Origin of the sequence: Pseudomonas sp. 18173, from assembly GCF_050432945.1 — a bacterium.
Classification (GTDB): domain Bacteria; phylum Pseudomonadota; class Gammaproteobacteria; order Pseudomonadales; family Pseudomonadaceae; genus Aquipseudomonas.
The window spans coordinates 87,644-114,510 of sequence record NZ_JBKFTN010000015.1 but is presented as its reverse complement, the minus strand read 5'-3'; the positions used below and the strand labels follow the sequence as shown (position 1 = coordinate 114,510).

The window sequence follows — 26,867 nt, the reverse complement described above, 5'->3', positions numbered from 1 at the left end:
TCGCCTGACACTCTGCATTCGCGAGCAAGCCCGCTCCCACAGGGGGGAGCTGTGTTTGACGGTCAGTTGCTGATCGCCAGAATGCTCGCCTGGTACGCCCCGACAAACACATCGAAATCACCGACTTCGTTCTGCTCCAGCTCAGCCTGCTCAGCCAGCGACGAACGCGCCCGCTCTTCAAACCTCGCCTGCTCCTCAGCCGCCAACGGCTCGCTGCGGAAGAACTCGGCATGGGCCTGGCTCTGGCGCAGGGAGAACTGGGCAAAGCTCTCCTTGTGCTCGGCCATGGCCGCCAAGACCTGTGCCGACGGCGTCAGGGACGAGTCCTGGACCTTGGCCATCTGGGCGTCCAGCGCCTTGCTATGGGCATCGCCGCCATGGCTCTGGTCGAGTATCGCGGCCAGTGGAGCAATTTTCTCCAGCAACTCGCCGGCCCATTCCTTCAGGTCAACCGGATGGCCATCGCGCTGCAGTTGCAGGCCCGGACGACGACCTTCCTTGACCACGCTGAGGAAGTTCGAAGTCGCGTTGCCGCAACTGGTGTTGGTCAGTAGCGGGCTGTCGTTGAGCGCGCAGTACAGCAGGAACGCATCGAGGAAGCGTGATTCGGTCAGGTCGATGCCCATCGGCAGGAACGGGTTGATGTCCAGGCAGCGCACTTCAACGTACTGGATGCCCCGGGCCATCAGCGCCTGGATAGGGCGCTCGCCGGTGTAGGTCACGCGTTTCGGGCGGATGTTGGAGTAGTACTCGTTTTCGATCTGCAGGATGTTGGTGTTGAGCTGTACCCATTCGCCATCCTGATGGGTGCCGACTTCGACGTACGGCGCATATGGCGTGGCCACCGCTTTGCGCAGGCTGTCGGTGTAGCTGTTCAGATCGTTGTAGCACGGGGTCAGGCCGGCCTGGGCGTTGCTCTGGTAACCCAGGTCGCTCATGCGCAGGCTGGTGGCGTACGGCAGGTACAGGGTGCTCGGATCCAGTTGCTCCAGCTGATGCGAGCGACCGCGCAGGAAGCCGGCGTCCAGTGCCGGCGAGGCGCCGAACAGGTACATCAGCAGCCAGCTGTAGCGGCGGAAGTTACGGATCAGGGCGATGTAGGACGACGACTGAAAGTCGCGGTCGGTGCCGACAAAGCCTTCGGCCTGCCTGAGCAGCGGCCAGAGTTTTTCCGGCAGGGAAAAGTTGTAGTGGATGCCGGCAATGCATTGCATGGTCTTGCCGTAACGCAGGGCCAGACCCTTGCGGTATACGTACTTGAGCTGCCCGATATTGGACGTGCCGTAGTAGGCGATCGGGATGTCTTCCTCGGCCGGCAACGGGCACGGCATCGATGGACTCCACAGATACTCGTTGCCGAGCTTGCTGTAGGCAAAACGGTGAATGCTGTCCAGGCTCGCCAGCGTGTCCGCCGGGTCGGGCAGGGCCGGAGTGATGAACTCCAGCAGCGACTCGGAATAGTCGGTGGTGATCTGTTCGTTGGTCAGCGCGGAACCCAATGCTTCCGGGTGCGGCGTTTGCGCCAGGCGACCTTCGCCGGTCACGCGCAGGCATTCACGTTCGATGCCGTGAAGGCACTGTTCGAGCAGAGAGAGGTTAGCGCGCTCGCCGAGCAGGGCCAGGCGGCGGTTGAGAAGTTCGCTCAAGTTGGATTCCTTCACGCGTCAGTCGCCCCAATATGGGGGTGGGCAAGACGGTCTACAAGGGTGAAGTTGAAACTGGCGTTTTCGCCTGGTTTTTGTCGCTGATTGATCAAAAACTGCACAGATCCCCTGTAGGAGCGAGCATGCTCGCGATGGACCCGAGAACACCGCTGGGTGTCAGGCTACCAGCGTCATCGTTGACGCCCATCGCGAGCATGCTCGCTCCTACAGGGAAAGGCATTGCGCTGAAATTAACTCAAATCGATGACGACTAGCTACAGGACAGCGAACGTGCCTTGTGCTTTTGCGACCAGTTTGTCGCCCTGCATCACATCGGCTTCGACTACCAGCGTGCGGCGACCCGGGTGGATCACCCGCGCCGTGCACATCACCTCGCCGTCCGAGACGGCGCGGATGTAGTTGATCTTGCACTCGATGGTCGCGCTCTGCTGGTCAAAGCCGTGGGTGCTGGAACAGGCCAGCCCCATGGCAATGTCCACCAGGCTGAACAAGGCCCCGCCGTGCAGCTTGCCGCCGCGATTGCGCAACTCGGGCTCCAGCGCCAGGGCGACTTGCGCCACCCCGGTTTCCAGGCTGTGCAGGCGGCAGCCCAGCAGCTTGAAAAACGCGCTTTCGGTCAGTCCGGCGGGAATGTCCATCAGCGTTTCTTCAACTGCTTGGCGTTGGCGAACAACGAAGCCATGGCGTTGTTGCCCGGTGCTGCTGCCGTGGTTTCCTTGCGCGGTGCAGTGTTCTGGGATTGGCGTGGCGCCGACCCCGGACGTGCGCCGCGAGCGCCGTCGATCTTCTCGCCCGGGGTGTCGCTCATGCGCATCGACAGGCCCACGCGTTTGCGCGGGATGTCGACTTCCATGACCTTCACTTTCACCACGTCGCCGGCCTTCACCGCTTCGCGAGGATCCTTGATGAACTTCTCCGAAAGTGCGGAGATATGCACCAAACCGTCCTGATGCACGCCGATATCGACAAAAGCGCCGAAGTTGGTCACGTTAGTCACCACGCCTTCGAGGATCATGCCCAGTTCAAGGTCCTTGAGATCTTCGACGCCTTCCTGGAACTCGGCGGTCTTGAACTCTGGACGCGGGTCGCGACCGGGTTTTTCCAGCTCTTGCAGAATGTCGGTAACAGTCGGCAGGCCGAAGGTTTCATCGGTGTACTTCTTCGGGTCGAGACGCTTGAGGAACGCGGCGTCACCGATCAGCGAGCGGATGTCACGGTCGGTCTCGGCGGCAATGCGCTGCACCAGCGGATAGGCTTCCGGGTGAACCGCCGACGAATCCAGCGGGTTTTCGCCGTTCATGACACGCAGGAATCCGGCGGCCTGTTCGAAGGTTTTTTCACCCAGGCGCGCGACTTTCTTCAGTGCTGCACGGGTTTTGAACGCGCCGTGCTCGTCGCGGTGGCTGACGATGTTCTGCGCCAGGGTCGCGTTGAGGCCGGAGATCCGTGCCAGCAGCGCCACGGAAGCGGTGTTCACGTCCACGCCAACGGCGTTCACGCAGTCCTCGACCACCGCATCCAGGCCACGGGCCAGTTTCAGCTGCGACACGTCGTGCTGGTACTGGCCGACACCGATGGATTTCGGGTCGATCTTCACCAGTTCCGCCAGTGGATCCTGCAGGCGACGAGCGATGGAGACCGCGCCACGGATCGACACGTCGAGGTCCGGGAATTCCTTGGAGGCCAGTTCCGATGCCGAGTAAACCGATGCACCAGCCTCGGAAACCATGACCTTGGTCATTTTCATCGCTGGGTATTTTTTAATCAGTTCAGCAGCCAGCTTGTCGGTCTCGCGGCTGGCGGTGCCGTTGCCGATGGCGATCAGGTCCACCGAGTGCTTGGCGCATAGCGCCGCGAGCACGGCGAGGGTCTGGTCCCACTTGTTGTGTGGCACGTGCGGGTAAACCGTGGCGTGATCCAGCAGCTTGCCGGTGGAATCGACCACCGCGACCTTGCAACCGGTGCGCAGGCCCGGGTCGAGGCCCAGGGTGGCGCGCGGGCCGGCCGGGGCCGACAGCAGCAGGTCGTGCAGGTTGTGGGCGAAGACGTTGATCGCTTCGGTTTCCGCGCCGTCGCGCAGTTCGCCCAGCAGGTCGGTTTCCAGATGGGTGTAGAGCTTGACCTTCCAGGTCCAGCGCACCACCTCGCCCAGCCATTTGTCGGCGGCGCGGTTCTGGTTCTGGATACCGAATTGCTGGCCGATCATGCCTTCGCACGGGTGCATGGTGCCCGGCAGTTCGTCGCCGACTTTCAGCGAGGAGCTGAGAATGCCTTCGTTGCGGCCACGGAAAATCGCCAGCGCACGGTGCGACGGCATGCTCTTGAGCGGTTCGTCGTGTTCGAAGTAGTCGCGGAACTTGGCGCCTTCCTCTTCCTTGCCGGCAATCACACGGGCACTGAGGGTGGCTTCCTGCTTGAGGTAGTTGCGCAGCTTGTCCAGGAGGCCTGCGTCTTCGGCGAAGCGCTCCATGAGGATGTACTTGGCGCCTTCGAGGGCCGCCTTCACATCGGCCACGCCTTTTTCCGCGTCGATGAAGCGTGCCGCTTCGGTTTCCGGGCTCAGGGACGGGTCGTTGAACAGGCCGTCGGCCAGTTCGCCGAGGCCGGCTTCCAGGGCGATCTGACCCTTGGTGCGGCGTTTCTGCTTGTACGGCAGGTACAAGTCTTCGAGACGGGTCTTGGTATCGGCGAGCTTGATGTCGCGTTCCAGCTGCGGCGTCAGCTTGCCCTGTTCCTGGATGCTGGCAAGGATGCTGATACGCCGTTCGTCGAGTTCTCGCAGGTAGCGCAGGCGCTCTTCCAGATGACGCAATTGCGTATCGTCGAGGCTGCCGGTCACTTCTTTCCGGTAACGGGCGATGAAGGGAACGGTAGAGCCTTCATCGAGTAGCGCGACGGCCGCTTCGACCTGTTGTGGGCGTACACCGAGTTCCTCGGCGATGCGGCTGTTGATGCTGTCCATAAAACCACCTGACAAATTGTGAAAGCAGGCTCGCAGGCGCTGAAACAGGGCCTTGGCGAGTCTGGTTGAGCGGCCTGGCCAGCGCCGCTGCCTGGGTCAACAGGCATTGCGTTGACCCGTGAAATCGAACAATTACTGCTGACGCCATGAAAATAAATAACGTCTGTCTGTAGTACCTGTCTGATGTTGCCTGACACAAAAGGCCGCGCATTATAACCAGCGTTACGGCATTCGGGGGCATCGCGGATTGCCAGTGCAATGGCCGGTTTTCTGGCGCTCGAGGAAAAATCTGCTAACAATGCACACGGTGCGTATAACGGCAGCTACGCCATAATGCGCGCCGAGATCAAAGGAGCATCCAATGAGCAGCACTGCACAAACTGCTGAAGGCGAAAAAATTCTTATCGTTGACGACGATCCTGGGCTGAGCAGCCTGCTGGAACGTTTTTTCGTCAGCAAGGGCTATCGCGCCCGCGCCGTACCGAACACCGAGCAAATGGATCGCCTGCTGGCACGCGAAGTGTTCAACCTGGTCGTCCTCGACCTGATGTTGCCCGGTGAAGACGGTCTGACCGCTTGCCGCCGCCTGCGCAACGCGAACAACCAGATTCCGATCATCATGCTCACCGCCAAGGGCGACGAGCTGAGCCGTATCAAGGGCCTGGAACTGGGCGCCGACGATTACCTGGCCAAGCCGTTCAACCCCGATGAGCTGATGGCTCGCGTCAAGGCGGTATTGCGTCGTCAGTCGGCGCCGGTGCCGGGTGCTCCGGGCAGCGAAGACGAAAGCGTGACCTTCGGTGACTACGAGTTGTCCCTGGCGACCCGCGAGCTCAAGCGCGGCGAAGAAGTGCACATGCTCACCACCGGTGAATTCGCTGTGCTCAAGGCCTTGGTGATGAACGCCCGTCAACCGCTGACCCGCGACAAGTTGATGAACCTGGCCCGTGGCCGCGAGTGGGACGCCCTGGAGCGCTCCATTGACGTGCAGATTTCCCGTCTGCGCCGGATGATCGAACCCGATCCCTCCAAGCCGCGTTACATCCAGACTGTCTGGGGTGTGGGTTACGTGTTTGTTCCGGATGGTACCGCCACCAAGTGATTGGCGATTTGCAGGAACGGGTCCGGCGGGCAAGGGATCAATTGATCACGCCCGCAGACTCGCGACCTGCAATATGCGAGCATCGTTCGCTCTTGCAAGTATGTAACGGTTATCCATGAAGACCCCCGTTTGGTTCCCCCAGAGCTTCTTCTCCCGCACCCTTTGGCTGGTGCTGATCGTCGTACTCTTCTCCAAGGCGCTGACCCTGGTTTATCTGCTGATGAACGAAGACGTGCTGGTCGACCGTCAGTACAGTCACGGTGTCGCCCTGACGCTGCGCGCCTATTGGGCTGCCGATGAAGAAAGTCGCGGCAAGATCGCCGAGGCCGCGACCCTGATCCGGGTGGTGGGTGCCGGCGTGCCGGAAGGTGAACAACACTGGCCTTACAGCGAAATCTACCAGCGGCAGATGCAGGCGGAGCTGGGTGCCGACACGGAAGTCCGGTTGCGCATGCATTCGCCACCGGCGCTGTGGGTTCGGGCGCCAAGCCTGGGTGATGGCTGGCTGAAGGTACCGCTGTATCCCCATCCGTTGCGCGGACAGAAAATCTGGAACGTGCTGGGCTGGTTCCTCGCCATTGGCCTGCTTTCCACCGCTTCGGCCTGGATCTTTGTCAGCCAGCTCAATCAGCCTTTGAAGCGTCTGGTGTATGCCGCGCGGCAACTCGGCCAGGGGCGCAGTGTGCGCCTGCCTATCAGTGATACGCCGAGCGAGATGACCGAGGTTTACCGTGCCTTCAACCAGATGGCCGAAGACGTCGAACAGGCCGGTCGCGAGCGCGAGCTGATGCTGGCCGGTGTTTCCCATGATTTGCGCACGCCGTTGACCCGCTTGCGCCTGTCCCTGGAGTTGATGGGTGATCGCACCGACCTGACCGACGACATGGTGCGTGACATCGAAGACATGGATGCGATTCTCGATCAGTTCCTGGCGTTCATTCGTGACGGGCGCGACGAGTCGGTGGAAGAAGTTGACTTGAGCGACCTGGTCCGCGAAGTCGCGGCGCCCTACAACCAGAATGAAGAGAAAGTGCGACTGCGCCTGGAGCCGATTCAGCCGTTTCCGTTACGTCGCGTTTCGATGAAGCGACTGCTGAACAACCTGATCGGCAACGCGCTGCATCATGCTGGCAGCGGTGTGGAGGTGGCGGCGTATGTGTCCGGGGATACCAGCGCGCCGTATGTGGTGCTGAGTGTCATGGACCGTGGTGCCGGCATCGATCCGTCGGAACTGGAAGCGATCTTCAACCCGTTCACCCGTGGTGATCGTGCCCGGGGTGGCAAGGGCACCGGGTTGGGCTTGGCGATCGTGAAGCGGATTGCTTCGATGCATGGCGGTAACGTTGAGCTGCGTAACCGTTCGGGCGGGGGGCTTGAAGCGCGGGTGCGGTTGCCGTTGGGGTTGATGCTGCCGCGGGATGCGGTTTAAGAGCTGAAATCTTCGGTGGGGCTGATGGCCCTTTCGCGGGCAAGCCCGCTCCCACAGGGTTATCGGTTGACCGCAAAATATTGGTCAACATTTATCCACTGTGGGAGCGGGCTTGCCCGCGAAGGCGGCCTCACTGCCGCCACAAGGCCCGAAGGTTAACCCTTCCCTTTGGTCCGGGTCATGTTCGGCCCGCCATTCTTCTCCAGATGCTCAATGATGATCCCCGCGACATTCTTCCCGGTGGTGGTTTCAATCCCTTCAAGCCCGGGCGAGGAGTTCACTTCCATCACCAGCGGCCCGTGATTGGAGCGCAGGATATCCACCCCGGCCACCGCCAACCCCATGACCTTTGCCGCGCGCAGTGCTGTCATGCGCTCTTCGGGGGTGATCTTGATCAGGCTCGCGCTGCCACCGCGATGCAGGTTGGAGCGAAACTCGCCGGGCTTGGCCTGGCGCTTCATCGCTGCAATCACCTTGTCGCCGACGACGAAGCAGCGAATGTCCGCACCGCCGGCTTCCTTGATGTACTCCTGAACCATGATGTTCTGCTTGAGGCCCATGAACGCCTCGATCACCGATTCCGCGGCCGTGGCGGTTTCGCACAGCACCACGCCGATGCCTTGGGTGCCTTCCAGCACCTTGATCACCAACGGTGCGCCGTTGACCATTTCGATCAGGTCGGGAATGTCATCGGGGGAGTGGGCGAACCCGGTCACCGGCAAGCCGATCCCGCGACGGGACAGCAATTGCAGCGAGCGCAGCTTGTCCCGTGAACGGGCAATGGCCACCGATTCGTTGAGCGGAAACACCCCCATCATCTCGAACTGACGCAACACCGCGCAGCCATAAAAGGTCACGGACGCCCCGATCCGTGGAATCACCGCATCGAAACCCTCCAACGGCTTGCCGCGGTAGTGGATCTGCGGCTTGTGGCTGGCGATGTTCATGTAGGCACGCAGGGTATCGACCACCACCATTTCATGGCCGCGTTCGGTACCGGCTTCAACCAGGCGGCGGGTGGAATACAGACGCGGGTTCCGCGACAGCACAGCGATCTTCATGCAACACCTGTGGAGGAGGTAGATACCGGGAACACCGGCTTGTCTTGTACATACTTGATCCCCGGATTGACCACCAACTGGCCATGGATCAGGGCTTTGGAACCGAGCAGCAGGCGATAACGCATGGACTTTCGGCAGGCCAGGGTGAACTCGACCCGCCAGACCCGATCACCAAGGGCCAGGGTGGTGCTGATCACGTATCGCACCTGCGCCTGACCGTTGGAGCTTTTAATGGTTTTTCTCGTCACTAGCGGCGCCTCGCAGCGGCGATGACGCAACTGCACCACGGTGCCCAGGTGCGCCGTGAAGCGCACCCACGGCTCGCCATCGCGCTCGAACGTCTCGATGTCGGTGGCGTGCAGGCTGGAGGTGCTGGCGCCGGTGTCGATTTTTGCCCGAAGGCCGGCTACTCCCAAATCCGGGAGAGCCACCCACTCGCGCAGACCGACAACGGTCAAATGGTCAAATGTCTTCAAAATTGCTCAACCGGTAGAAACCGCGGTGGCCGCAGGCGGCCAGATTCGCGGTATTCACGCAGAATAATGGTTAAAAGGCGACAGATATCTACGGCCCGGATTTCCAATGCCCCGGGAGGTTATGGAATGTCAGCATTGTAGTCCGAGACGGTGAAATTCTTGGTACGACAGAAACGGTAGTACAGTTCACCAATATTTCAGAATGAGGAAATTCCATGGCACAAAAAAACGAAGAGGACGACAAAGTCCGCCTCGATAAATGGTTGTGGGCTGCTCGCTTTTACAAAACCCGTGCCTTGGCCAAGGCGGCGATTGAAAGCGGCAAGGTGCATTGCCGGGGCGAACGCTGCAAACCGGGTAAAGAGCCACGGGTCGGCGATGAGTTTGTGATTCGCACCGGTTTCGATGAGCGCACGGTGGTGGTCCAGGCACTGTCGATCGTACGTCGTGGTGCTCCCGAAGCGCAGACGCTATACGCCGAAACCGAAGCCAGCATCGCCAAGCGTGAAAATGCCGCGGCCGAGCGCAAGGCGGGTGCCCTGGGTGTCAGTACCGATGGCAAACCGAGCAAGAAACAGCGCCGCGACCTGTTCAAGTTTCGTGGCAACAGCAACGAATGATTGCCGGGGCCGCTGATCACATCGATCAGCACAAGACTTGTAATTGCACCCGCGCGTAGCCATATGAGGTAATTGGCCTGTCGTGCCTGTGCCATTCGTCGAAAAGCGCACACAGCCACCGGCCTGTAAGCCATAACCAGGCAGCAATACGCTATGGCCAAGGCCTAGCGTCGAATTCTGTAACCACTATTGTCACCACTTCAGATACCAGACTTATGACCGACTTACCGGATAACGACTTCACCCAACGCTTCATCTTCGATGACAGCGACACCCGTGGCGAGCTGGTTTCGCTGGAGCTCAGCTACGCTGAAGTCCTGGCCAAGCACGCCTATCCGGAGCCGGTCGCGCAACTGCTCGGCGAGCTGATGGCGGCCGCATCGTTGCTGGTCGGCACGTTGAAGTTCGATGGCCTGCTGATTCTGCAAGCCCGTTCCGAAGGCCCGATCCCGCTGCTGATGATCGAATGCTCCAGCGAGCGCGACATCCGTGGCCTGGCCCGTTACGAAGCGGACCGCATCGCTGCCGATGCAACCCTGGCCGATTTGATGCCGGATGGCTCGTTGACGCTGACCATCGACCCGAGACAGGGCCAGCGTTACCAGGGCGTGGTCGATCTTGACGGTGAAACCTTGTCCGACTGCTTCACCAACTATTTCGTCATGTCGCAGCAGATCGGTACGCGCATCAAGCTCTGTGCCGATGGCCGTCGCGCCCGTGGCATGTTGTTGCAGCAACTGCCCGCCGACCGTCTGAAGGACGAAGAAGAACGCGCCGCCAGCTGGCAACACCTCACCGCCCTGGCCACGACTTTGACCGCTGATGAACTGCTGGGCCTGGACAACGAAACCGTGCTCCATCGTCTCTATCACGAAGAGCAGGTGCGCTTGTTCGACGTGCAAAAACTGCGTTTCCGCTGCAGCTGCTCGCGCGAACGTTCGGCCAATGCCCTGGTCAGTCTGGGTAAGGAAGACGCGCAGCAACTGGTCGTGGAACACGGTGGCAACATCGAGATCGACTGCCAGTTCTGTAACCAGCGCTACCTGTTCGATGCCGCCGATGTCACCCAATTGTTCGCCGGCGCGGGTGTCGAGACGCCGTCAGATACCCGTCACTAAAACGGTTCAGCGCAGGTAAATTCACTGCCTTGCGCCGGATTAACGCCGTTACGACAGGAGGGGCCTACTCTTTTTGGGCTTTTCTGGCATAATCCGGGCCACTTTTTTCGCGGTAGTAGTGCACGACTTTCTACTACAAAAACGTTTGGAGCACTCGGCCACTGGCCGACGGGGAACCTCATGACGCAAGCCAATAACGCCGTGTACACCGATCTGAGTGTTGATGATCTGGTTAAAGAAGCCCTCAACCGCGGTGAAGGCGAGCTTGCCGATACCGGCGCACTGGTTGTTCGTACCGGTCACCGTACCGGCCGTTCGCCAGTCGATCGTTTCATCGTTGAAGAGCCAAGCACCCAGGCCGCTATCGCCTGGGGCCCGATCAACCGCAAGTTCCCGGCCGACAAGTTCGACGCCCTGTGGGCTCGCGTTGAGGCATTCAATAACGCGCAAGAGCATTTCGTTTCCCACGTGCATGTAGGTGCCGCTTCCGACCACTACCTGGCCGTGAAGATGACCACCCAGACTGCCTGGCAGAACCTGTTCGGCCGTTGCCTGTTCATCAACCCGGCCCAGTACAACCCGGCCGGCCGTGAAGAGTGGCAAGTGCTGAACGTTGCCAACTTCGAGTGCGTGCCAGAGCGTGACGGCACCAACTCCGACGGTTGCGTGATCATCAACTTCGCACAGAAGAAAGTGCTGATCGCCGGCATGCGTTACGCCGGTGAAATGAAGAAAGCCATGTTCTCGGTGCAGAACTTCCTGCTGCCGGCCGCTGACGTGCTGCCAATGCACTGCGCCGCCAACATCGGCGAAGAGGGCGACGTGACCCTGTTCTTCGGTCTGTCCGGCACTGGCAAGACCACTCTGTCCGCCGACGAAAGCCGTTACCTGATCGGTGACGACGAGCACGGCTGGGGCGAGGGCGTAGTGTTCAACATCGAAGGCGGTTGCTATGCCAAGTGCATCGACCTGTCCGAGAAGAACGAGCCGGTTATCTGGAAAGCCATCAAGCACGGCGCGGTCCTGGAAAACGTTGTGATCGACGACGCCAAGCACGCCGACTACGCCGATGTCAGCCTGACCCAGAACAGCCGCGCCGCGTACCCGCTGGAGCACGTTGCCAAGCGTTCCGAGAAGAACCTCGGTGGCGAGCCGAACGCTGTGATCTTCCTGACCTGCGACCTGACCGGCGTTCTGCCGCCAGTGTCGATCCTCAACGAAGAACAGGCGGCCTACCACTTCCTGTCCGGTTACACCGCGCTGGTCGGTTCGACCGAAATGGGTTCGGGCAGCGGCATCAAGTCGACCTTCTCCACCTGCTTCGGCGCACCGTTCTTCCCGCGTCCGGCCGGCGAATACGCTGAACTGCTGATCAAGCGCATCCGCGGCTTCGGCTCCAAGGTCTACCTGGTCAACACCGGCTGGACCGGCGGTGGCTACGGCGTCGGCAAACGCTTCAACATCCCGACCACCCGTGCAGTGATCGCAGCGATCCAGAGCGGCGCACTGATCGGTACCGAGACCGAGCACCTGGACACTATCAACCTCGACGTGCCAGTGGCCGTACCGGGCGTTGAAACTGGCCTGCTGAACCCACGCAACACCTGGGCCGACAAGGCCGCCTACGACGAAGCCGCCAAAGCACTGGCCGGCCTGTTCATCGAGAACTTCAAGAAGTTCGAAGTGAGCGACGCGATCAAGGCTGCCGGTCCAAAGTTGTAAGTGCTGGTTTGAGCTAACGAAAAAGCCGCCCCTCGGGGCGGCTTTTTTGTGCCCGTCGTTACAGGCCTTCCAACGTCAGAGTGTCCCAGCGCTGGGCCTTGATGGCCCGGTAGAGCATGCCGATTGTCAACGGCAACTTCTCGCCGCGACCCTTGGCTTTTCGCTTTAGATTCACGTCAAAGCCGTCGGGCTGGAAGTAGCGATAACTGTCGAAATCAACGAAATCGATGGCGAATAGATCTTCCAGGCATTCGATCAGGTGCTGTGCATTGGCACCGTTGCAGCCAAGGTCGAAATTGATCGAGGTGGCAAGGCTGATGGTTTTGCGTTCGGGCAGGCCGATTTCTTCGTGCAGCAGTTGCATGAGTTGCTGCATTGAGTGGTCGTCGGGGAAGTTGGGGGCGAGGTTCATTGAGAGTGTCCGTAGGCTCATGTCGAAGAGTTCGATTAAGCCTTATATCGCGGCATGCTTAGCGCCGATTCAGCCATTGTGAAGCATGACGAGTGTTGTACTCAGCCAGCTAAAGCATTTAAAACATGGACAGGGTCATTGTGGATGGCCTTCAGCAGGGCTTTGGCCGGGCCTGTCGGTTCACGGCGGCCCTGCTCCCAGTTGCGTAGAGTGCCAAGTTGGACGTCGATCAATGCTGCAAACTTGGCTTGAGTCAAACCGGTAGCCTTACGAATTTCTTTGACTTGCAACGCATCAACCCGGAATTCGCGGGAAGGCCGACGCTCGCCCCGTACGATCTCGTCCATCTGTTGCACGCTTTCCATCAGCTCATCAAAAAATTTGCTCATGGCTATCTCCAGAGTTCGATGACGGCTTTCAACGCTTTGCGTTCATCGGCGGTCAGGTCTTGTTGCTCATTTTTAGGGTAGATCATCAACAAAGCGATCTGCGATGCCGAGACGAAATGGTAGTAAATCACTCGGGCACCGCCTCGTTTGCCATGCCCCTTGGCAGCGACCCGCATTTTGCGAATCCCGCCTGTGCCTTCAATAACGTCGCCAGCCGAAGGGTTCAACACCAGCAGCTTCTGCAAGGCGATTTAGGCATCGTCATCCAGTAGCTCTTTGGCTCGACGGGTGAAAATTGGGGTCTCAATGAAAATCATCGTCAATGTACGCCAATGGCTTACTTTTGGGCAATGCTGATCAGACTGAATGGACTTTCATCTGGTCAATTGCGGCAGGTGTTTGATCGTTCTCACGCAGAAGGTGGGAACGATCTGTTCACTCGACCTTAGACTGGCGCTTTCCAGTTGAGCATGCGTTGCTGGGCGACTTTGAGCAGGTCGCAGCCGTCCTGGGTCAGCAGGTAGAGGGCGTGGGTGATGTGTGGAATATCTTCGAGGGCGCCGTGTTTGAAGCATTGGCAGTGCAGGGTTTTGAGGAGTTCGCTGGAGGCCCGTATGCGCTGCAGGGCGGCTTCGAGAATGTCTTGCGGGTTGGCTTCAGTATCGATGATCAGGGGTGGGGAATCGGTGAGGTTGGTGTGGAGTGGTAAATAGCGTTCGTTGGTGAACGGGCTCCATTTGTTCATTGTGAGAATTCTCAAGTGCTTTAGAAAAAACCGCCATTATCGTGACCAAACGATGGGAGGCGGACTGTGTTCGGGTTGGTCAAACCGGTGAGAACTCACATTGCCGGTACGCCCGAAGACGTCCCGAACACAGCCACCATATAGCGTGCAGACACTGAGGTGTCGCAGCATACATTGGAAGCGAAATGAGTTCCCTATTCGGGTGACCAAACCCGGTCGCTGATTTGGCAGCGACAGTCCGGACTATAGGTCTGGGTCACTGGTCATCGATAGCCGACAAGGTGTCTTGTTTTGTAGGACCTTGCCGAAGCTTTCATAGGTCGTTGCTGATGGAGTTATCCACAGTGCGCCGCGTTATCGTTCTTCGCGAGCAGGCTCGCTCCCACAGGGGATTGTGGTGTTTTTCAGCCGGTGAGTTTTGGCAGGCGCTGCCGGGCGATGTCGAGCAGGTCGTTGCCATCCTGGGTCAGCAGATACAGGGCGCTGACGATCCTGGGGATGTCGCTCGCTTCGGCCTGGTTGAAACACGTGCAATAAAGGGTTTCGAGGAGGTCGCTGGCGGCGCGGATGCGTTGTCGGGCGGCGTCGAGGATCTCGAAGGGGTCGGCCTCGGTATCGATGACCAGCACTGGGGTTTCGCTGTAGCGGGTCTTGAGTGGGTGGTAGCGGGCTGTCAGTGAGTCGGGGGTTTTCATTGAGTGGGTCCTGTGCGAAATCGGCAAGTGTTCCCGGCAGGCCGAGACACTGTTTTCAGCCGCGCTGGAAACTATAGGAGGGTATGGCGTTGCGGGACAAGACAGCTGAGATCGACAGACTTTGTAAGGGTTTTGTCATAATTAGAGGAAGGGGACTACACGTTGTTGGTGGGTTTTCAACGTTAAATGGCCAAGGGTAAAAATGCTTACAGCGTTTTCAGTCGCTTCGCACTCAAACTCGGTAGACGGGGCCTCGGACAATGTCGGGTGTTTCGAGTTTTGCGGTGGGTCTGTTGGCCTCTTCGCGAGCAGGCTCGCTCCCACATTTGATCTTCAGTGCACAGGATTCTGATGCTCACACTTAGATCGGTGTGGGAGCGAGCCTGCTCCGGGCGGCGCTCCGACGAAAGCGATCTGTCAGGTCCCCGATTCCTCAAGCCTTTCCAGCCATCCGCTGTATCATCGCGTATCGTTTTTGCCCCCGACCTTTTCTCGACTCGCTGCGATCGCCGGCCAGGCTGTTTACACCGCGGCGGTCAACGGAGTGACAGCTTATGCACAACACCCTGGAACAGGTTTTCGGTTATCCACAGTTTCGACCTGGTCAGGAGGCGGCAATCAGTGCCGTGCTGGCCGGGCGTTCGGCGGCGGCAATTTTCCCCACCGGTTCCGGCAAATCCCTTTGCTACCAATTGCCGGCGGTGATGCTGCCGCACCTGACGCTGGTGGTCTCGCCGTTGCTGGCGTTGATGCAGGATCAACTGGCGTTCCTGCAACGCCATGGCATTTCGGCGGGCAGTATCGATTCGGCCCAGAGCCGCGATGACGCCAGCGATGTGATGGCCCGTGCCAGGTCCGGCGAGTTGAAGATCCTGATGATCTCGGTGGAACGCTTGAAGAACGAGCGTTTTCGCCATTTCCTGCAGCAAGTGCCGATCTCGCTGCTGGTGGTGGACGAGGCGCACTGCATCTCCGAATGGGGGCATAACTTTCGTCCGGACTACCTCAAGCTTCCCGACTATCAACGCCAGTTCAATGTCCCTCAGGTGCTGCTGCTGACCGCCACGGCGACACCCAAGGTCATCGCCGACATGCAGGCGAAATTCGCTATTGCTGCCGAAGACGTAGTGACCACCGGTTTCTATCGGCCGAACCTGAATTTGCTGGTGGAGCCGGTTTGCGCAGCGGACAAGCGCAGACGCCTGGTCGAGTGGATGAGCCAGCGTCCGGATCAGCCGAGCATCGTCTATGTCACCCTGCAAAAAACCGCCGAGCACATCGCCGAACACCTGAACCGCAACGGCATTCAGGCCGAGGCCTATCACGCCGGCTTGCCCCATGATCAACGGGAAGCGATCCAGCGTCGATTCATGGGCGGGCAGTCCAATTGCATCGTCGCGACCATCGCTTTCGGCATGGGCATCGACAAAAGCGACATCCGCAACGTGGTGCATTTCGACCTGCCAAAATCCATCGAAAACTACAGCCAGGAAATCGGCCGCGCCGGGCGTGACGGGCAGCCGTCGGACTGCCTGGTGTTGGCCAACCGCGACAGCCTCAATGTGCTGGAGAACTTCGTCTACGGCGACACACCCGAGCTGGATGGCATCCGTTGCGTGCTGGACGAGATGCATGCCGCAGCCCCCGAAGGGCAGTGGGAGTTTCTGCTGGGGCCATTGGCCGATCAGAGCAATATTCGCCTGTTGCCGCTCAAGACCTTGCTGGTGCAACTCGAATTGCGCGGGTTGATTGCCCCGCGCTATGCGTACTACGCCGAGTACCGATTCAAATATGTGCAGGAGCCCGAGGCACTGTTGGCGCATTTCGAAGGCGAGCGCAGGGATTTTGTCGCGGCGATCATCCAGACCTCCAGCCGCGCCCGTACCTGGGCAACGGTGAATTTCGAGGCGTTGTACGAGCAGTATCAGGCCGAGCGCACTCGGGTGGTCAAGGCGCTGGATTACTTCCAGGAGAAGGGCTGGGTGGAGCTCGAAAGCAAGCAGATGACCGAGGTCTACAGCGTGCTGCAAAACGGGCTCGACAGCGTCGCGTTGAGCGAGGAACTGCACGGCGGTTTCACTCGCCATGAGCACACCGAGATCGCGCGGATTCACGCGATGCTGGATCTGTTCGCCACCGACCAATGCCTGGGTTATCGCCTGGCCGAGTACTTCGGCGATCACAATGCCCCGCAGCAATGCGGGCATTGTTCGGTGTGTCATGGGCAGGTGGCGCAGTTACCGGCACCACCGGCGTTGCCAGCGCTTGTGGATAAAAATTTCGAAACATTGTGTGGCGGTTTTATCCACAGGCACGAGCAGCACACGGGCAACTTGCCCTCGGCGGAACGCGTGACACGGTTTCTGTGCGGGATCAGCGTGCCGCTGTTCACCAGGCTCAAGGTGCGGGCGATTCCCGGGTTTGCGGCGCTGGAGGATTACCCGTATGCCGAGGTGCGCGAGTGGGCCGAACGGCATCTTGCAAGTTGAACCATAACCCTTGTGGGAGCGGGCTTGCTCGCGAAAGCGGTGGGTCAGTCACTATCACGGCCAATTGATGGATCGCCTTCGCGAGCAAGCCCGCTCCCACAGGATTTTGCGGCGTACTCAACGGGGCACATCCATCCGCTGAATGTTGCTCATCACAGGAATAAATTTCAAAAAAGCCCGGTGGCTGACTATGGTGATCGCTGTCTTCGGATCGCCAACAAGAGAACAAAAGATGAGCCAGACACCGTCGAATATTCAGCGCGCCGCCGTCATCGGCGCGGGCACCATGGGCCGTGGCATTGTCATGTGCCTGGCCAACGCCGGAGTGCCCGTGCAGTGGGTCGACAACAATCCGCAAATGCTGGAGCAAGCGTTGGCCACCGTGGCGGACACCTACGCCCACAACGTGCGCCAGGGCCGGATTGATCAGGGCGAGGCCGATGCCCGAGTCGCGCGCATAACGGCGGCAGATGGTTACGTGGCCATCCGCGATGTCGACCTGGTCATTGAAGCGGTGTACGAAAACCTTGAACTCAAGCAGAAAATATTCCGCGAGCTCGATGGCCTGCTCAAACCTGAAGCGATTCTGGCGAGCAATACTTCGGCGCTGGACATCGACGCAATCGCGGCGGTTACACGTCGGCCGCAGCAAGTGCTGGGCCTGCATTTCTTCAGCCCGGCGCACATCATGAAGCTGCTGGAAATCGTCCGCGGAGCACAGACGGCGCCTGCAGTGCTCGACACGGCACTGGCGCTCGGCCAGCGCATGGGCAAGGTCAGTGTGGTGGCGGGCAATTGCGACGGTTTCATTGGCAACCGCATGCTCAACACCTATGTGCTCGAAGCGCGGAAAATGCTGCTGGAAGGCGCTTACCCCTATCAGGTGGATGCAGCGCTGCAAGGGTTCGGATTCGCCATGGGGCCGTTCCGCATGTTCGATGTGGTGGGCGTCGACCTGCAGTGGCGCGCCCGGCAACTGTCCGGTGCCGGGCAGGACGCGCCAGAGGTTCAGGTGGATAACCGACTGTGCGAGATGGAACGCTTTGGTCAGAAGAGTGGCAATGGCTATTACCACTATGAGCCGGGCAGTCGCCAGGCCGAACATGATCCACAGGTGGATGCGCTGGTGCTGGAAGTCAGCGAAGGGTTGGGGTTCCACCGTCGCGTGATCGGCCCTGAGGAAATTCTCGAGCGTTGCTTGCTGGCACTGGTCAATGAAGGCGCGAAGATCCTGCAGGAAGGCATTGCCGGGTGCGCTCATGACATTGATCTGGTTTATCTCAATGGCTACGGGTTCCCGGCGGACAAGGGCGGTCCGATGGCCTGGGCCGACCAGCAAGGGTTGGCGGATATTCATCGGCGCTTGATGGACCTTGAAACGCGTCAGGGCGATCACTGGCAGCCGGCGCGGTTGATCGGGGAGTTGGCGGCTGCCGGCAAGGGGTTCTCTGACAAGTGATTGATGCGGTGCCCGTGAGGGCGCTTTCGCGAGCAGGCTCGCTCCCACAGATGATCGTTGTTGCCTACAGAATTTGTGTACGACACAAATCCAATGTGGGAGCGAGCCTGCTCGCGATGAATACAACGCGGTTTCGCCTTAGACTGGCGAACCCACTGAGGAATCAACGCTGATGCCCCAACGCACCGACTACCCGCACTTGCAGCCCATCACCACCCGCTGGCACGACAATGACGCCTACGGTCACGTCAACAACGTTACCTACTACAGCTTCTTCGATACGGCGGTGAACACCTACCTGATCGAAGTCGGCGGCCTGGATATCCATGGCGGCGAGGTGGTGGGGTTCGTGGTGAGCTCGGCTTGTGATTACTTTGCTTCCATTGCCTTCCCGGACCGCATCGAGATCGGTCTTCGGGTGGGCAAGTTGGGTAACAGTTCGGTGCAATACGAACTGGCCGTGTTCAAGCAAGGGGAAGATGACGCCTGTGCGGCGGGGCGCTTCGTGCATGTGTTTGTCGATCGTGCGTCGAATCAACCCGTGTCGATTCCTTCCGGATTGCGTGGGGCGCTGGAGCGTCTGGTGGTTGAATAAGGCAAAAAAAATCGCAGCCCTTGGGCTGCGATTTTTGATGGACCCGCTATAGCGAGGATCGAGGCGATGGATGCCTTAGTCGTCGTCGTGCCAGCGATGCTTGCGGTGGCCATAGGCATGACCGTGGTGACGGTGGCCGCCACGGTAGTAGCGACGATCGTCATGGCCGCGATAGTAACGACGACCGCCGTCCTCATCATCGTACTCTTTGCCCATGTAGTTACCCAGCGCGCCACCGGCACCGCCGCCTGCTGCGGCGCCGATCAGGCTGCCGGTGGTGCCGCCCATGCTGCGGCCGACCACGTTACCGCCTGCAGCACCCAACGCACCGCCAAGGGCTGCTTCGCCACGGCTGTGTTTGTTTGCGCCGACGGCGCTACCACCCGCGCCACCCAGGGCCGCGCCGATGGTGGAACCTGTGCTGCCGCCTAGCGACTGGCCGACGACCGAGCCTAGAACCCCGCCCAATGCGCCGCCTACACCGGCTTCGGTGGTGCCGCCAGCAGACGCGATACCGCTGACCAGGCCAAGGGACAACAAGAGAATCGAGGAGTACTTCATGGAGGAACCTCTAGGGGATGACGGCGCGATCCTGAGGCTCTGGAATGGGCGTGACAATCGAAATCCGACGAATAACACGACCTGTATACAATATTGCAAGTTACTGTTTTTTGGGCGGAACTTAACGTTTTTTTGCGGGTCTTTTACTACTTCGCAAAGGCCGTTTTCATGAGAGAACGGCCTTTTTTGTGGGTGGAAGGAAAGTACTGAATCTGGAATGTTTGTTGTTTGATCTACCGTATTCGCGAGCAAGCCCGCTCCCACAGGGGAACGCATTCCAATGTGGGAGCGGGCTTGCTCGCGAAGAGGCCAGATCAAACGACGTGTTACGCAGACCTGGCCATGATCAACCCGGTCTCGCTTGCCGCTTCCAGGCGGATCGCCACGAATTTCGATGTTGGCGTATGGCTGCCATCGCCGATGCTTTCCAGCGGCACCAGCGGGTTCACTTCCGGATAGTAGGCCGCCGCTTGCCCGGCCGGGATGTCAAACGCCAGCAGCGTGAAGCCTTTCACCCGACGTTCAACGCCATCGTCCCAGAGCGAAACGATGTCCGCCTTCTGCCCCGGCTTGAAGCCCAGGCGGATGATGTCGGCTTCGTTGACGAACAGCACATCGCGCTGGCCCTTGACCCCACGATAACGATCGTTGAGACCATAGATGGTGGTGTTGTACTGATCGTGGGAGCGCATCGATTGCATGATCAGGTCCGGCAGCACACCGGTGGCGCGGGTGCGTTCGTGCACCAGGTCTTCGGGCAGTGCGTTCGGACGGAAGTTGGCGCGGCCTGAAGCGGTGTTCCACTTGCGTGCGCCAGCACTGTTGCCGAGGTAGAAACCGCCAGGATTGCTGACCTTCTCATTGAAATCCTTGAAGCCTGGAATGGTCTCGGCGATCAGGTCGCGGATGCGGCTGTAGTCTGCCACCAGCCAGTTCCAGTCCACCGGCTGGTTGCCCAGGGTTGCGGCAGCGATGCCGGCCAGGATCGCCGGTTCCGAGCGCATCTGGTTCGACAGTGGCTGCAGCTGACCATTGGAGGCGTGGACCATGCTGAACGAGTCCTCGACGGTCACCGCTTGCGGGCCCTCGGTCTGGATATCGATGTCGGTGCGACCCAGGCACGGCAGGATCAGCGCATCCTTGCCATGGGTCAAATGGCTGCGGTTGAGCTTGGTGCTGATCTGCACGGTCAGGTCGCAGTTTTGCAGGGCCTGGAAGGTGCGCGGGCTGTCGGGCGTGGCCTGGGCGAAATTGCCGCCCAGGCCGATGAAGACTTTCGCCCGGCCTTCAGCCATCGCATGAATTGCCTCGACCACGTTGTGGCCGTTGTGGCGTGGCACCTTGAACTGGAAGCGACGCTCCAGGGCATCGAGGAACGCCACCGGCGGCCGTTCGTTGATGCCCATGGTCCGGTCGCCCTGCACGTTGCTGTGGCCGCGCACCGGGCACAGACCGGCTCCCGGCCGGCCGATGTTACCGCGCAGCATCATCAGGTTGGCGATTTCCTGGATGGTCGCCACCGAATGGCGGTGCTGGGTGATGCCCATGGCCCAGCACATGATGACGTTCTTGCCCTTGGCGTACATGCGCGCCGCTTGTTCGATCTCTACCAGCGTCAGGCCCGACTGCTCGACGATCTGCTCCCACGGTGTTTCGTCGATGATCGCCAGGTATTCCAGCACATTGGCGCTGTGTTCATTGAGGAAGTCGTGGTCGAACACCGCCGGGGCGCCGCTGCGCTGTGCATCGCGCTCCCACAGCAGGAGGTATTTCGCCATGCCGCGCATGATCGCCATGTCGCCGCCCAGGGCCGGGCGGAAGAACGCGGTGTTGGTTGGCTTGTCGCCGTTGGTGAGCATTTCGATCGCGTGCTGCGGGTGCTGGAAACGTTCCAGGCCACGCTCCTTGAGCGGGTTGATGCACACCACCTGAGCGCCGCGCTTCACCGCTTCGCGCAGTGGTTCGAGCATCCGCGGGTGGTTGGTGCCGGGGTTCTGGCCCCAGACGAAAATCGCATCGGCGTGTTCGAAGTCATCGAAGGTCACGGTGCCTTTGCCGACGCCGACGCTTTGCGACAACGCGACACCGCTGGCCTCGTGGCACATGTTCGAGCAGTCAGGGAAGTTGTTGGTGCCATAGGCGCGCACGAACAGCTGATAGAGATAGGCAGCTTCGTTGCTGGCGCGGCCCGAGGTGTAGAACTCGGCCAGGTCCGGGCTCGACAAGCCGTTCAGGTGTTTGGCGATCAGCGCGAAGGCGTCGTCCCAACTGATCGGCTTGTAGCGGTCGGTTTCGGCGTCGTAGCTCATCGGCTCGGTCAGGCGGCCCTGATACTCGAGCCAGTAGTCGCTTTGCTCCAGCAGCGAGGTGACGCTGTGTTTGGCGAAGAATCTGGCATCAACCCGGCGCTTGGTCGCTTCCCAGTTCACCGCCTTGGCGCCGTTCTCGCAGAACATCACCATGCCCTTTTCCGGAGAATCGCCCCAGGCGCAACCCGGGCAGTCGAAGCCACCGTTCTGGTTGGTCTTGAGCATGATGCGCAGGTTTTTCAGTGCGTTGTCGCTGGTCAACCAGGCCTGGGCGACGCTGATCAGTGCGCCCCAGCCACCGGCCGGGCCTTTGTAGGGTTTGTAGCGAGGGACAGGTGTCTGGTCGGCTTGACGGTGTTGACTCACGCTTGGTTCTCCGACGTTGGGCTGTACACCCGCGGTGCATTCTTCTGTGGCAAATGGATGAGGTTGAGGTTATGGCGGCGGGCCCACTGCACGGCAAGGCCGGTGGGCGACGACAGGCTGACCAGGGTCTGGATGCCGGCGCGCAAGACTTTCTGGATCAATTCGAGGCTGCAACGGCTGGTGACAATCACCAGCCCGCCAGCGGTCGGGATTTTTTGCCGGATCAGCCCGCCGATCAGTTTGTCGAGGGCGTTGTGCCGGCCGATGTCTTCGCGCCCCAGCAGCAACTCGCCTTGACCGTTCATGAACACCGCCGCGTGCACCGCACCGCAATGCTGGCCCAAAGGCTGGAAGGCGCCGATGCGCTGGCGCAGGCCATCGAGCCATTCGGCCGGCGGCAGCGGGGCGCCGGGCAATACCTGAAGGTCTGGCAATGCCTGCTCGACCGCTTCCACGCCGCACAGCCCGCAACCACTGGTGCCGGCCAGTTGCCGACGCTGCTGCTTGAGGTTCCAGAAGGCGCGGTTGGCGATGGTCACTTGTGCGTATTGCGCTGACCCTGAGCCGCTGAGCTGCAGGTCATAAATATCAGTGGCGTCCGTGATGATGCCGCTGCCCAGGCTGAAACCGACGATGAAGTCTTCAAGGTCCGTTGGCGTCACCAGCATGACCGCCTGGCTGATGCCGTTGTAGGCAATCGCCAACGCGACTTCCTCGGCCAGCGCGGTGCTGTCCGATTCCGAGTATTGAAGGTTGCTGTAGCTGTACGTCTGGCTGGCGGCGGGCGCGGGCGTTTGGAGGGCAGGCGCCGCGCAGGCTGGGCGCTTGGCGTTCATGGCATCACCGATGGATTGATCAGCTTTAAGACTAGGCGCGGCAACTTGTCGCGTCTAATCGCTATTACTGATCTACCGATAGATACCGTCGATCAAGAGGTCGTCTGCGATTGCCGATAGATCGCGAAACAGGCCTCCGCCAGAGCCGAGCGTGGCGCGCTGCGACGCATGATCAGCCCCAGGCGGCCAAGGGTCTGGGCGTTCTCGATCGGTTGCAGGCGCAGGTGATCGGTCAGCCCTTCAAGGCCACCGTCCAATGGCATTACGGCGCAACACAGGCCGCCGTGCACAGCTTGTAACAATTGATGGACGGCGTCGGTCTGCAGCAACGGTTGCGGGGTGAGGCCACGGCTGTGGAAGTTATGGTCGATGGATTGGCGAAAGTGCATGCCGCTGGTGAGCATGCCCAGTGGCAATTCGATCAATGACTCCCAACTCAGCGGCGCCTCGCCAAAGGTGAAGAAGCGTTGGTCGTAGAGCAGGCCCATGCGTGTTTCGCTGAAGGCCAGGGAGTCGAAATGTTCGGCGTCGAGGCGTTCCAGATAGGAAACACCGAGGTCCAGGCGATTGTTCGCCAGCTGTTCGAGGATCTGCTCGGAGCTCAGTGCCGAGAGTTCAAAGCGCAGGTTCGGATGTTCCCCGTGCAGGCGTTGCAGCAGCGGCAGCGGATCGAAGCTCGACAGCGGTACCATGCCCAGGCGCAAGGTGCCGACCAGGTTGCCACGACAGGCGGCGGCTTCGGCGTACAAACCGTCATAGGCTGCCAGCACCGTGCGTGCCCAGGCCAGCACCCGTTCACCCGGCGCGGTGAAGCCTTCAAAGCGCTGCCCGCGATTGACCAGCGGCAGGTCGAGTTCTTCTTCGAGGCTGCGCAGGCGCATGGACAGGGTCGGCTGGGTGATGTGGCAGCGTGCGGCGGCCTGGCCGAAATGGCGGGTTTCGTCGAGCGCGATGAGGAATTTCAGCTGCTTGATGTCCATCTTCGCTCCTGGGCGCGGGAAGGGGGCGATTCTATCGCAAGCGGGGTCATTGGTCGGGTTGGAATCGCAAGTGACGGCCGTGGTCTAGGCTTTGACGTCTGGAACCTCAAACCCAAGGAGAGTGCACCATGAGTCTTTTGAGCTTTGTGAAGGAAGCAGGCGAAAAACTGCTGGATCTGCTGACGCCAGGCAATGCCAATGCCAGTGAGCAGTTGAAGGAGCACATCAGCAAAGTCGGCCTGGGTAACCCGAATGTGCAGGCGACGGTCGATGGTGACAAGGTGACGGTGACCGGTGAGGTGGCGAGCCAGGAAGAGAAGGAAAAGATCCTGCTGGCGGTGGGCAATATTGCCGGGGTTGGCAGCGTGGATGATCAGATTACCGTGACCGGGCCTGCAGTTGCTGCCGCGCGTTTTGTGGTCGTGAAGAAGGGCGACACCCTCAGCGCCATCTCTTTGGCCGTGTATGGCAGTGCCAACCAGTACAACAAGATTTTCGAAGCCAACAAACCGATGCTGTCGCACCCGGACAAGATCTATCCGGGGCAGACGTTGCGGATTCCTGAGTAATACTTCAAACCGCGTTGCCTGCATCGCGGGCAAGCCACGCTCCCACAGGATCTGAGCCGTTCACGAAGAATGCGAACGACGCAGATCCGTGGGAGCGGGCTTGCCCGCGATGCAGGCAACGCGGTCTAGAGTCCTGCAATCAAATCCCGATAGCCCTCAACCGCTGCAAACTCCGCCGTATCCCTCGGCCCTTTGTGGCTGTCCGGCTCGCGCACGGCCAGCAAGTGCGCCACGCCAAAGTCCCGTGCGCTACGCAGGATCGGCAAGGTGTCGTCGATGAACAGGCTGCGCGCCGGATCAAACGCGATATCAGCTTGCAGTGCATCCCAGAACTGCGGGTTTTCCTTGGGGAAGCCGTAGTCATGGGAGCTGATCAAGCGTTCGAAGTAAGGCGCCAGTTCGACTTTTTCCAGCTTCAACGACAATGCATCCCGATGGGCATTGGTGATCAGCACCACGCGCTTGCCGGCCCGTTTGATCGCTTCCAGAAAAGTGTCGGCGTCCGGGCGCAGGGCGATCAGGTGCGCGGTTTCCAGTTTCAGGTCGCGCACCGACAGCTTCAGTTCGGTGCTCCAGAAGTCCAGGCAGTACCACTGCAACTGACCGGCATTGCGCTCGAACAATGGCTGCAATTCCATCTCGGCCATGGCCCGGCTGACCCCGTGCAGTTCGGCGTAACGCCGAGGCAGGTGCTCCATCCAGAAATGATTGTCGAAATGCAGATCCAGCAGCGTGCCGTCCATGTCCAGCAGAACGGTATCGATGTCGGACCAGGGTAATGAAGGCATGGCAACGTCTCGGGCAATAGAAAGATTTCTGGCGTAAACAATCGGGAAAGCCGCGTTATAGTAGCGCGTTCACGCCCAGGAGCTTTGCATGCGCCAGAAACCCACCATACTCGCCCGCGAAATTGTCGCCACCAGTCGATTGTTCTGCGTGGAGGAGCTGAAGTTGCGCTTTGCCAATGGCGTGGAACGCACGTATGAGCGCCTGGTCGGCAAAGGTGCCGGGTACGGCGCGGTAATGATCGTGGCGATGCTCGATGCCGAGCATGCGGTGCTGGTCGAGGAGTATTGCGGCGGCACGGATGAATATGAAATGTCATTGCCCAAGGGCTTGATCGAGCCGGGTGAAGACGTGTTGGCGGCAGCCGAGCGTGAGCTCAAGGAAGAGGCCGGGTTCGGCGCGCGGCAGCTGGAACACCTGACCGAGTTGTCGTTGTCCCCCGGTTACATGAGCCAGAAGATACAAGTGGTGCTGGCTACTGACCTCTACGAAGAGCGCCTGGAGGGCGACGAACCCGAACCGATGCGGGTAGACAAGGTCAATCTGCGTGAACTCTCGGCGCTGGCGCAAAATCCACAATTTACCGAAGGCCGTGCCTTGGCGGCGCTGTACCTGGCCCGAGACCTTTTGACTCAACGCGGAGCGTTCCAGCCATGAAATTCCCACATCCACTGATGGCACCGGTCATCGAGCTGGCCTTGCAGGCGGGTGAAGCGATCCTGCCGTTCTGGCGCACAGGCACGGCCGTTACGGCGAAGTCTGATGATTCGCCGGTGACCGCTGCTGACCTGGCTGCGCACCATGTGATTCTGGCCGGGCTGACGGCGCTTGACCCGAGCATCCCGGTGCTCTCCGAAGAGGATGCCAACATTCCCCAAGGCGTTCGCGCCGGCTGGCAGCGCTGGTGGCTGGTCGATCCACTGGATGGCACCAAGGAGTTCATCAGCGGCAGCGAAGAGTTCACCGTCAACATCGCCCTGATCGAAAACGGTCGAGTGGTGTTCGGTGTCGTGTCGATGCCGACCAGCGGCCGTTTTTATGTCGGTGGCGCCGGCCTCGGTGCCTGGCGTGGCGATAAAGCTGGCACGCCTGTGGCGATTCAGGTGCGTGATGCGTTGGCGCCGGGCGAGCCGTTCACCGTGGTGGCCAGCCGTCGCCATTCGAGCCCGGAGCAGGAGCGTTTGCTGGCCGGTTTGAGCGCCAGCCTCGGCGAGCTGCAACTGGCCAATATCGGCAGTTCGCTGAAGTTTTGCCTGCTGGCCGAAGGGGCCGCGGATTGCTATCCGCGCCTGGCACCGACTTCGCAGTGGGACACGGCAGCAGCGCAAGGCGTGCTGGAAGGCGCCGGCGGTGAGGTGCTGGAGTTGAGCGGCGAGCCATTCAGCTATCCGGCGCGGGAATCACTGTTGAACCCGTTCTTTCTGGCGTTGCCGGCCAAGGCGGCGTGGCGGGAGAAACTGCTGGCGCTCGCTACCCTGTAGGAGCGAGCACGCTCGCGAGGGAAGACCAGGCACCGCGGGGT

26 protein-coding genes are annotated in these 26,867 nt (G+C 60.3%); 11 read left to right on the top strand and 15 right to left on the bottom strand.

Annotated elements, in window-relative coordinates:
• Positions 1-62: 62 nt before the first annotated feature.
• From gshA to ACLD1X_RS17890, 3 genes are all read right to left on the bottom strand, one after another.
• Positions 63-1,646: a glutamate--cysteine ligase gene (gene gshA / locus ACLD1X_RS17900; protein ID WP_429369853.1), complete on the bottom strand. Its 1,584-nt coding sequence runs from the start codon at positions 1,644-1,646 to the stop codon at positions 63-65.
• Positions 1,647-1,918: 272 nt separating this feature from the next.
• Positions 1,919-2,302 carry a PaaI family thioesterase gene (locus tag ACLD1X_RS17895; RefSeq protein WP_007972875.1) on the bottom strand — a complete coding sequence of 128 codons (384 nt, stop codon included), beginning with the start codon at positions 2,300-2,302 and terminating at the stop codon, positions 1,919-1,921.
• Complete coding sequence (locus ACLD1X_RS17890) at positions 2,302-4,626, bottom strand: Tex family protein (protein WP_429369850.1); 2,325 nt, start codon at positions 4,624-4,626, stop codon at positions 2,302-2,304. Before ACLD1X_RS17890 ends, ACLD1X_RS17895 begins: the two co-directional genes overlap by 1 nt.
• Before the next feature lie 361 nt (positions 4,627-4,987).
• On the opposite strand from ACLD1X_RS17890, the gene ompR reads away from it, so the two are divergent.
• Entirely contained in the window at positions 4,988-5,728 is a 741-nt protein-coding gene (gene ompR / locus ACLD1X_RS17885; protein WP_007972873.1) for a two-component system response regulator OmpR, read from the top strand.
• A gap of 115 nt (positions 5,729-5,843) precedes the next feature.
• Positions 5,844-7,157, top strand: coding sequence for an ATP-binding protein (locus tag ACLD1X_RS17880; RefSeq protein ID WP_008003227.1), 1,314 nt, complete (start codon positions 5,844-5,846; stop codon positions 7,155-7,157).
• A 155-nt stretch (positions 7,158-7,312) separates the two neighbouring features.
• On the opposite strand, the gene rimK is transcribed toward ACLD1X_RS17880, so the two are convergent.
• Together rimK and ACLD1X_RS17870 are read right to left on the bottom strand one after the other, a co-directional pair.
• Positions 7,313-8,218: a 30S ribosomal protein S6--L-glutamate ligase gene (gene rimK / locus ACLD1X_RS17875; protein ID WP_007972871.1), complete on the bottom strand. Its 906-nt coding sequence runs from the start codon at positions 8,216-8,218 to the stop codon at positions 7,313-7,315.
• Entirely contained in the window at positions 8,215-8,676 is a 462-nt protein-coding gene (locus ACLD1X_RS17870; RefSeq protein ID WP_196373714.1) for an ATP-dependent zinc protease family protein, read from the bottom strand. The genes rimK and ACLD1X_RS17870 overlap by 4 nt, the downstream gene beginning before the upstream one ends.
• A gap of 233 nt (positions 8,677-8,909) precedes the next feature.
• Here ACLD1X_RS17870 and ACLD1X_RS17865 point away from each other — a divergent pair, with 233 nt between their 5' ends.
• The 3 genes from ACLD1X_RS17865 to ACLD1X_RS17855 all read left to right on the top strand — a co-directional run bounded on the left by ACLD1X_RS17865 (position 8,910) and on the right by ACLD1X_RS17855 (position 12,154).
• Positions 8,910-9,314: an RNA-binding S4 domain-containing protein gene (locus ACLD1X_RS17865; RefSeq protein WP_429369847.1), complete on the top strand. Its 405-nt coding sequence runs from the start codon at positions 8,910-8,912 to the stop codon at positions 9,312-9,314.
• Between the two features lie 215 nt (positions 9,315-9,529).
• Positions 9,530-10,432 carry an Hsp33 family molecular chaperone HslO gene (hslO, locus tag ACLD1X_RS17860; protein ID WP_429369845.1) on the top strand — a complete coding sequence of 301 codons (903 nt, stop codon included), beginning with the start codon at positions 9,530-9,532 and terminating at the stop codon, positions 10,430-10,432.
• A 180-nt stretch (positions 10,433-10,612) separates the two neighbouring features.
• Positions 10,613-12,154 (top strand): phosphoenolpyruvate carboxykinase, encoded by a 1,542-nt coding sequence (locus tag ACLD1X_RS17855; RefSeq protein ID WP_429369843.1) that lies wholly within the window; start codon positions 10,613-10,615, stop codon positions 12,152-12,154.
• 58 nt (positions 12,155-12,212) lie between these two features.
• Here ACLD1X_RS17855 and ACLD1X_RS17850 read toward each other — a convergent pair whose 3' ends face one another.
• The 5 genes from ACLD1X_RS17850 to ACLD1X_RS17830 all read right to left on the bottom strand — a co-directional run bounded on the left by ACLD1X_RS17850 (position 12,213) and on the right by ACLD1X_RS17830 (position 14,395).
• Complete coding sequence (locus tag ACLD1X_RS17850) at positions 12,213-12,566, bottom strand: DUF1493 family protein (RefSeq protein ID WP_429369841.1); 354 nt, start codon at positions 12,564-12,566, stop codon at positions 12,213-12,215.
• 101 nt (positions 12,567-12,667) lie between these two features.
• On the bottom strand, positions 12,668-12,955 hold the full coding sequence (nadS, locus tag ACLD1X_RS17845) for a NadS family protein (protein WP_429369839.1): 288 nt from the start codon (positions 12,953-12,955) through the stop codon (positions 12,668-12,670).
• A gap of 2 nt (positions 12,956-12,957) precedes the next feature.
• Positions 12,958-13,206 (bottom strand): type II toxin-antitoxin system RelE/ParE family toxin, encoded by a 249-nt coding sequence (locus tag ACLD1X_RS17840; protein ID WP_429369946.1) that lies wholly within the window; start codon positions 13,204-13,206, stop codon positions 12,958-12,960.
• A 194-nt stretch (positions 13,207-13,400) separates the two neighbouring features.
• Complete coding sequence (locus tag ACLD1X_RS17835) at positions 13,401-13,700, bottom strand: hypothetical protein (RefSeq protein WP_429369838.1); 300 nt, start codon at positions 13,698-13,700, stop codon at positions 13,401-13,403.
• A 404-nt stretch (positions 13,701-14,104) separates the two neighbouring features.
• On the bottom strand, positions 14,105-14,395 hold the full coding sequence (locus tag ACLD1X_RS17830; protein WP_429369837.1) for a hypothetical protein: 291 nt from the start codon (positions 14,393-14,395) through the stop codon (positions 14,105-14,107).
• A 554-nt stretch (positions 14,396-14,949) separates the two neighbouring features.
• Here ACLD1X_RS17830 and ACLD1X_RS17825 point away from each other — a divergent pair.
• The 3 genes from ACLD1X_RS17825 to ACLD1X_RS17815 all read left to right on the top strand — a co-directional run bounded on the left by ACLD1X_RS17825 (position 14,950) and on the right by ACLD1X_RS17815 (position 18,938).
• Positions 14,950-16,884 carry a RecQ family ATP-dependent DNA helicase gene (locus tag ACLD1X_RS17825; RefSeq protein WP_429369835.1) on the top strand — a complete coding sequence of 645 codons (1,935 nt, stop codon included), beginning with the start codon at positions 14,950-14,952 and terminating at the stop codon, positions 16,882-16,884.
• Between the two features lie 232 nt (positions 16,885-17,116).
• Positions 17,117-18,343 (top strand): 3-hydroxyacyl-CoA dehydrogenase NAD-binding domain-containing protein, encoded by a 1,227-nt coding sequence (locus ACLD1X_RS17820; RefSeq protein WP_429369833.1) that lies wholly within the window; start codon positions 17,117-17,119, stop codon positions 18,341-18,343.
• A gap of 172 nt (positions 18,344-18,515) precedes the next feature.
• Positions 18,516-18,938, top strand: coding sequence for an acyl-CoA thioesterase (locus ACLD1X_RS17815; RefSeq protein WP_429369831.1), 423 nt, complete (start codon positions 18,516-18,518; stop codon positions 18,936-18,938).
• 75 nt (positions 18,939-19,013) lie between these two features.
• On the opposite strand, the gene ACLD1X_RS17810 is transcribed toward ACLD1X_RS17815, so the two are convergent.
• The 4 genes from ACLD1X_RS17810 to ACLD1X_RS17795 all read right to left on the bottom strand — a co-directional run bounded on the left by ACLD1X_RS17810 (position 19,014) and on the right by ACLD1X_RS17795 (position 23,990).
• The gene (locus tag ACLD1X_RS17810; RefSeq protein WP_429369829.1) at positions 19,014-19,499 is read right to left on the bottom strand and encodes a glycine zipper domain-containing protein; all 486 of its coding nucleotides are present in this window, start codon (positions 19,497-19,499) and stop codon (positions 19,014-19,016) included.
• A gap of 326 nt (positions 19,500-19,825) precedes the next feature.
• On the bottom strand, positions 19,826-22,174 hold the full coding sequence (locus tag ACLD1X_RS17805; RefSeq protein ID WP_429369827.1) for an FdhF/YdeP family oxidoreductase: 2,349 nt from the start codon (positions 22,172-22,174) through the stop codon (positions 19,826-19,828).
• Positions 22,171-23,010: a formate dehydrogenase accessory sulfurtransferase FdhD gene (gene fdhD / locus ACLD1X_RS17800; RefSeq protein ID WP_429369825.1), complete on the bottom strand. Its 840-nt coding sequence runs from the start codon at positions 23,008-23,010 to the stop codon at positions 22,171-22,173. The genes ACLD1X_RS17805 and fdhD overlap by 4 nt, the downstream gene beginning before the upstream one ends.
• Before the next feature lie 92 nt (positions 23,011-23,102).
• On the bottom strand, positions 23,103-23,990 hold the full coding sequence (locus tag ACLD1X_RS17795) for a LysR family transcriptional regulator (protein WP_429369824.1): 888 nt from the start codon (positions 23,988-23,990) through the stop codon (positions 23,103-23,105).
• 128 nt (positions 23,991-24,118) lie between these two features.
• Between ACLD1X_RS17795 and lysM the strand changes: the two genes are divergently transcribed.
• Positions 24,119-24,559, top strand: a complete 441-nt coding sequence (gene lysM / locus ACLD1X_RS17790) for a peptidoglycan-binding protein LysM (RefSeq protein ID WP_429369823.1) — start codon at positions 24,119-24,121, stop codon at positions 24,557-24,559.
• Between the two features lie 125 nt (positions 24,560-24,684).
• Here lysM and yrfG read toward each other — a convergent pair whose 3' ends face one another.
• On the bottom strand, positions 24,685-25,347 hold the full coding sequence (gene yrfG / locus ACLD1X_RS17785; RefSeq protein WP_429369821.1) for a GMP/IMP nucleotidase: 663 nt from the start codon (positions 25,345-25,347) through the stop codon (positions 24,685-24,687).
• An 88-nt stretch (positions 25,348-25,435) separates the two neighbouring features.
• Here yrfG and nudE point away from each other — a divergent pair, with 88 nt between their 5' ends.
• Together nudE and cysQ are read left to right on the top strand one after the other, a co-directional pair.
• Complete coding sequence (nudE, locus tag ACLD1X_RS17780; RefSeq protein ID WP_008019034.1) at positions 25,436-26,002, top strand: ADP compounds hydrolase NudE; 567 nt, start codon at positions 25,436-25,438, stop codon at positions 26,000-26,002.
• Complete coding sequence (gene cysQ, locus ACLD1X_RS17775; protein WP_429369818.1) at positions 25,999-26,826, top strand: 3'(2'),5'-bisphosphate nucleotidase CysQ; 828 nt, start codon at positions 25,999-26,001, stop codon at positions 26,824-26,826. The genes nudE and cysQ overlap by 4 nt, the downstream gene beginning before the upstream one ends.
• Positions 26,827-26,867: the final 41 nt, after the last annotated feature.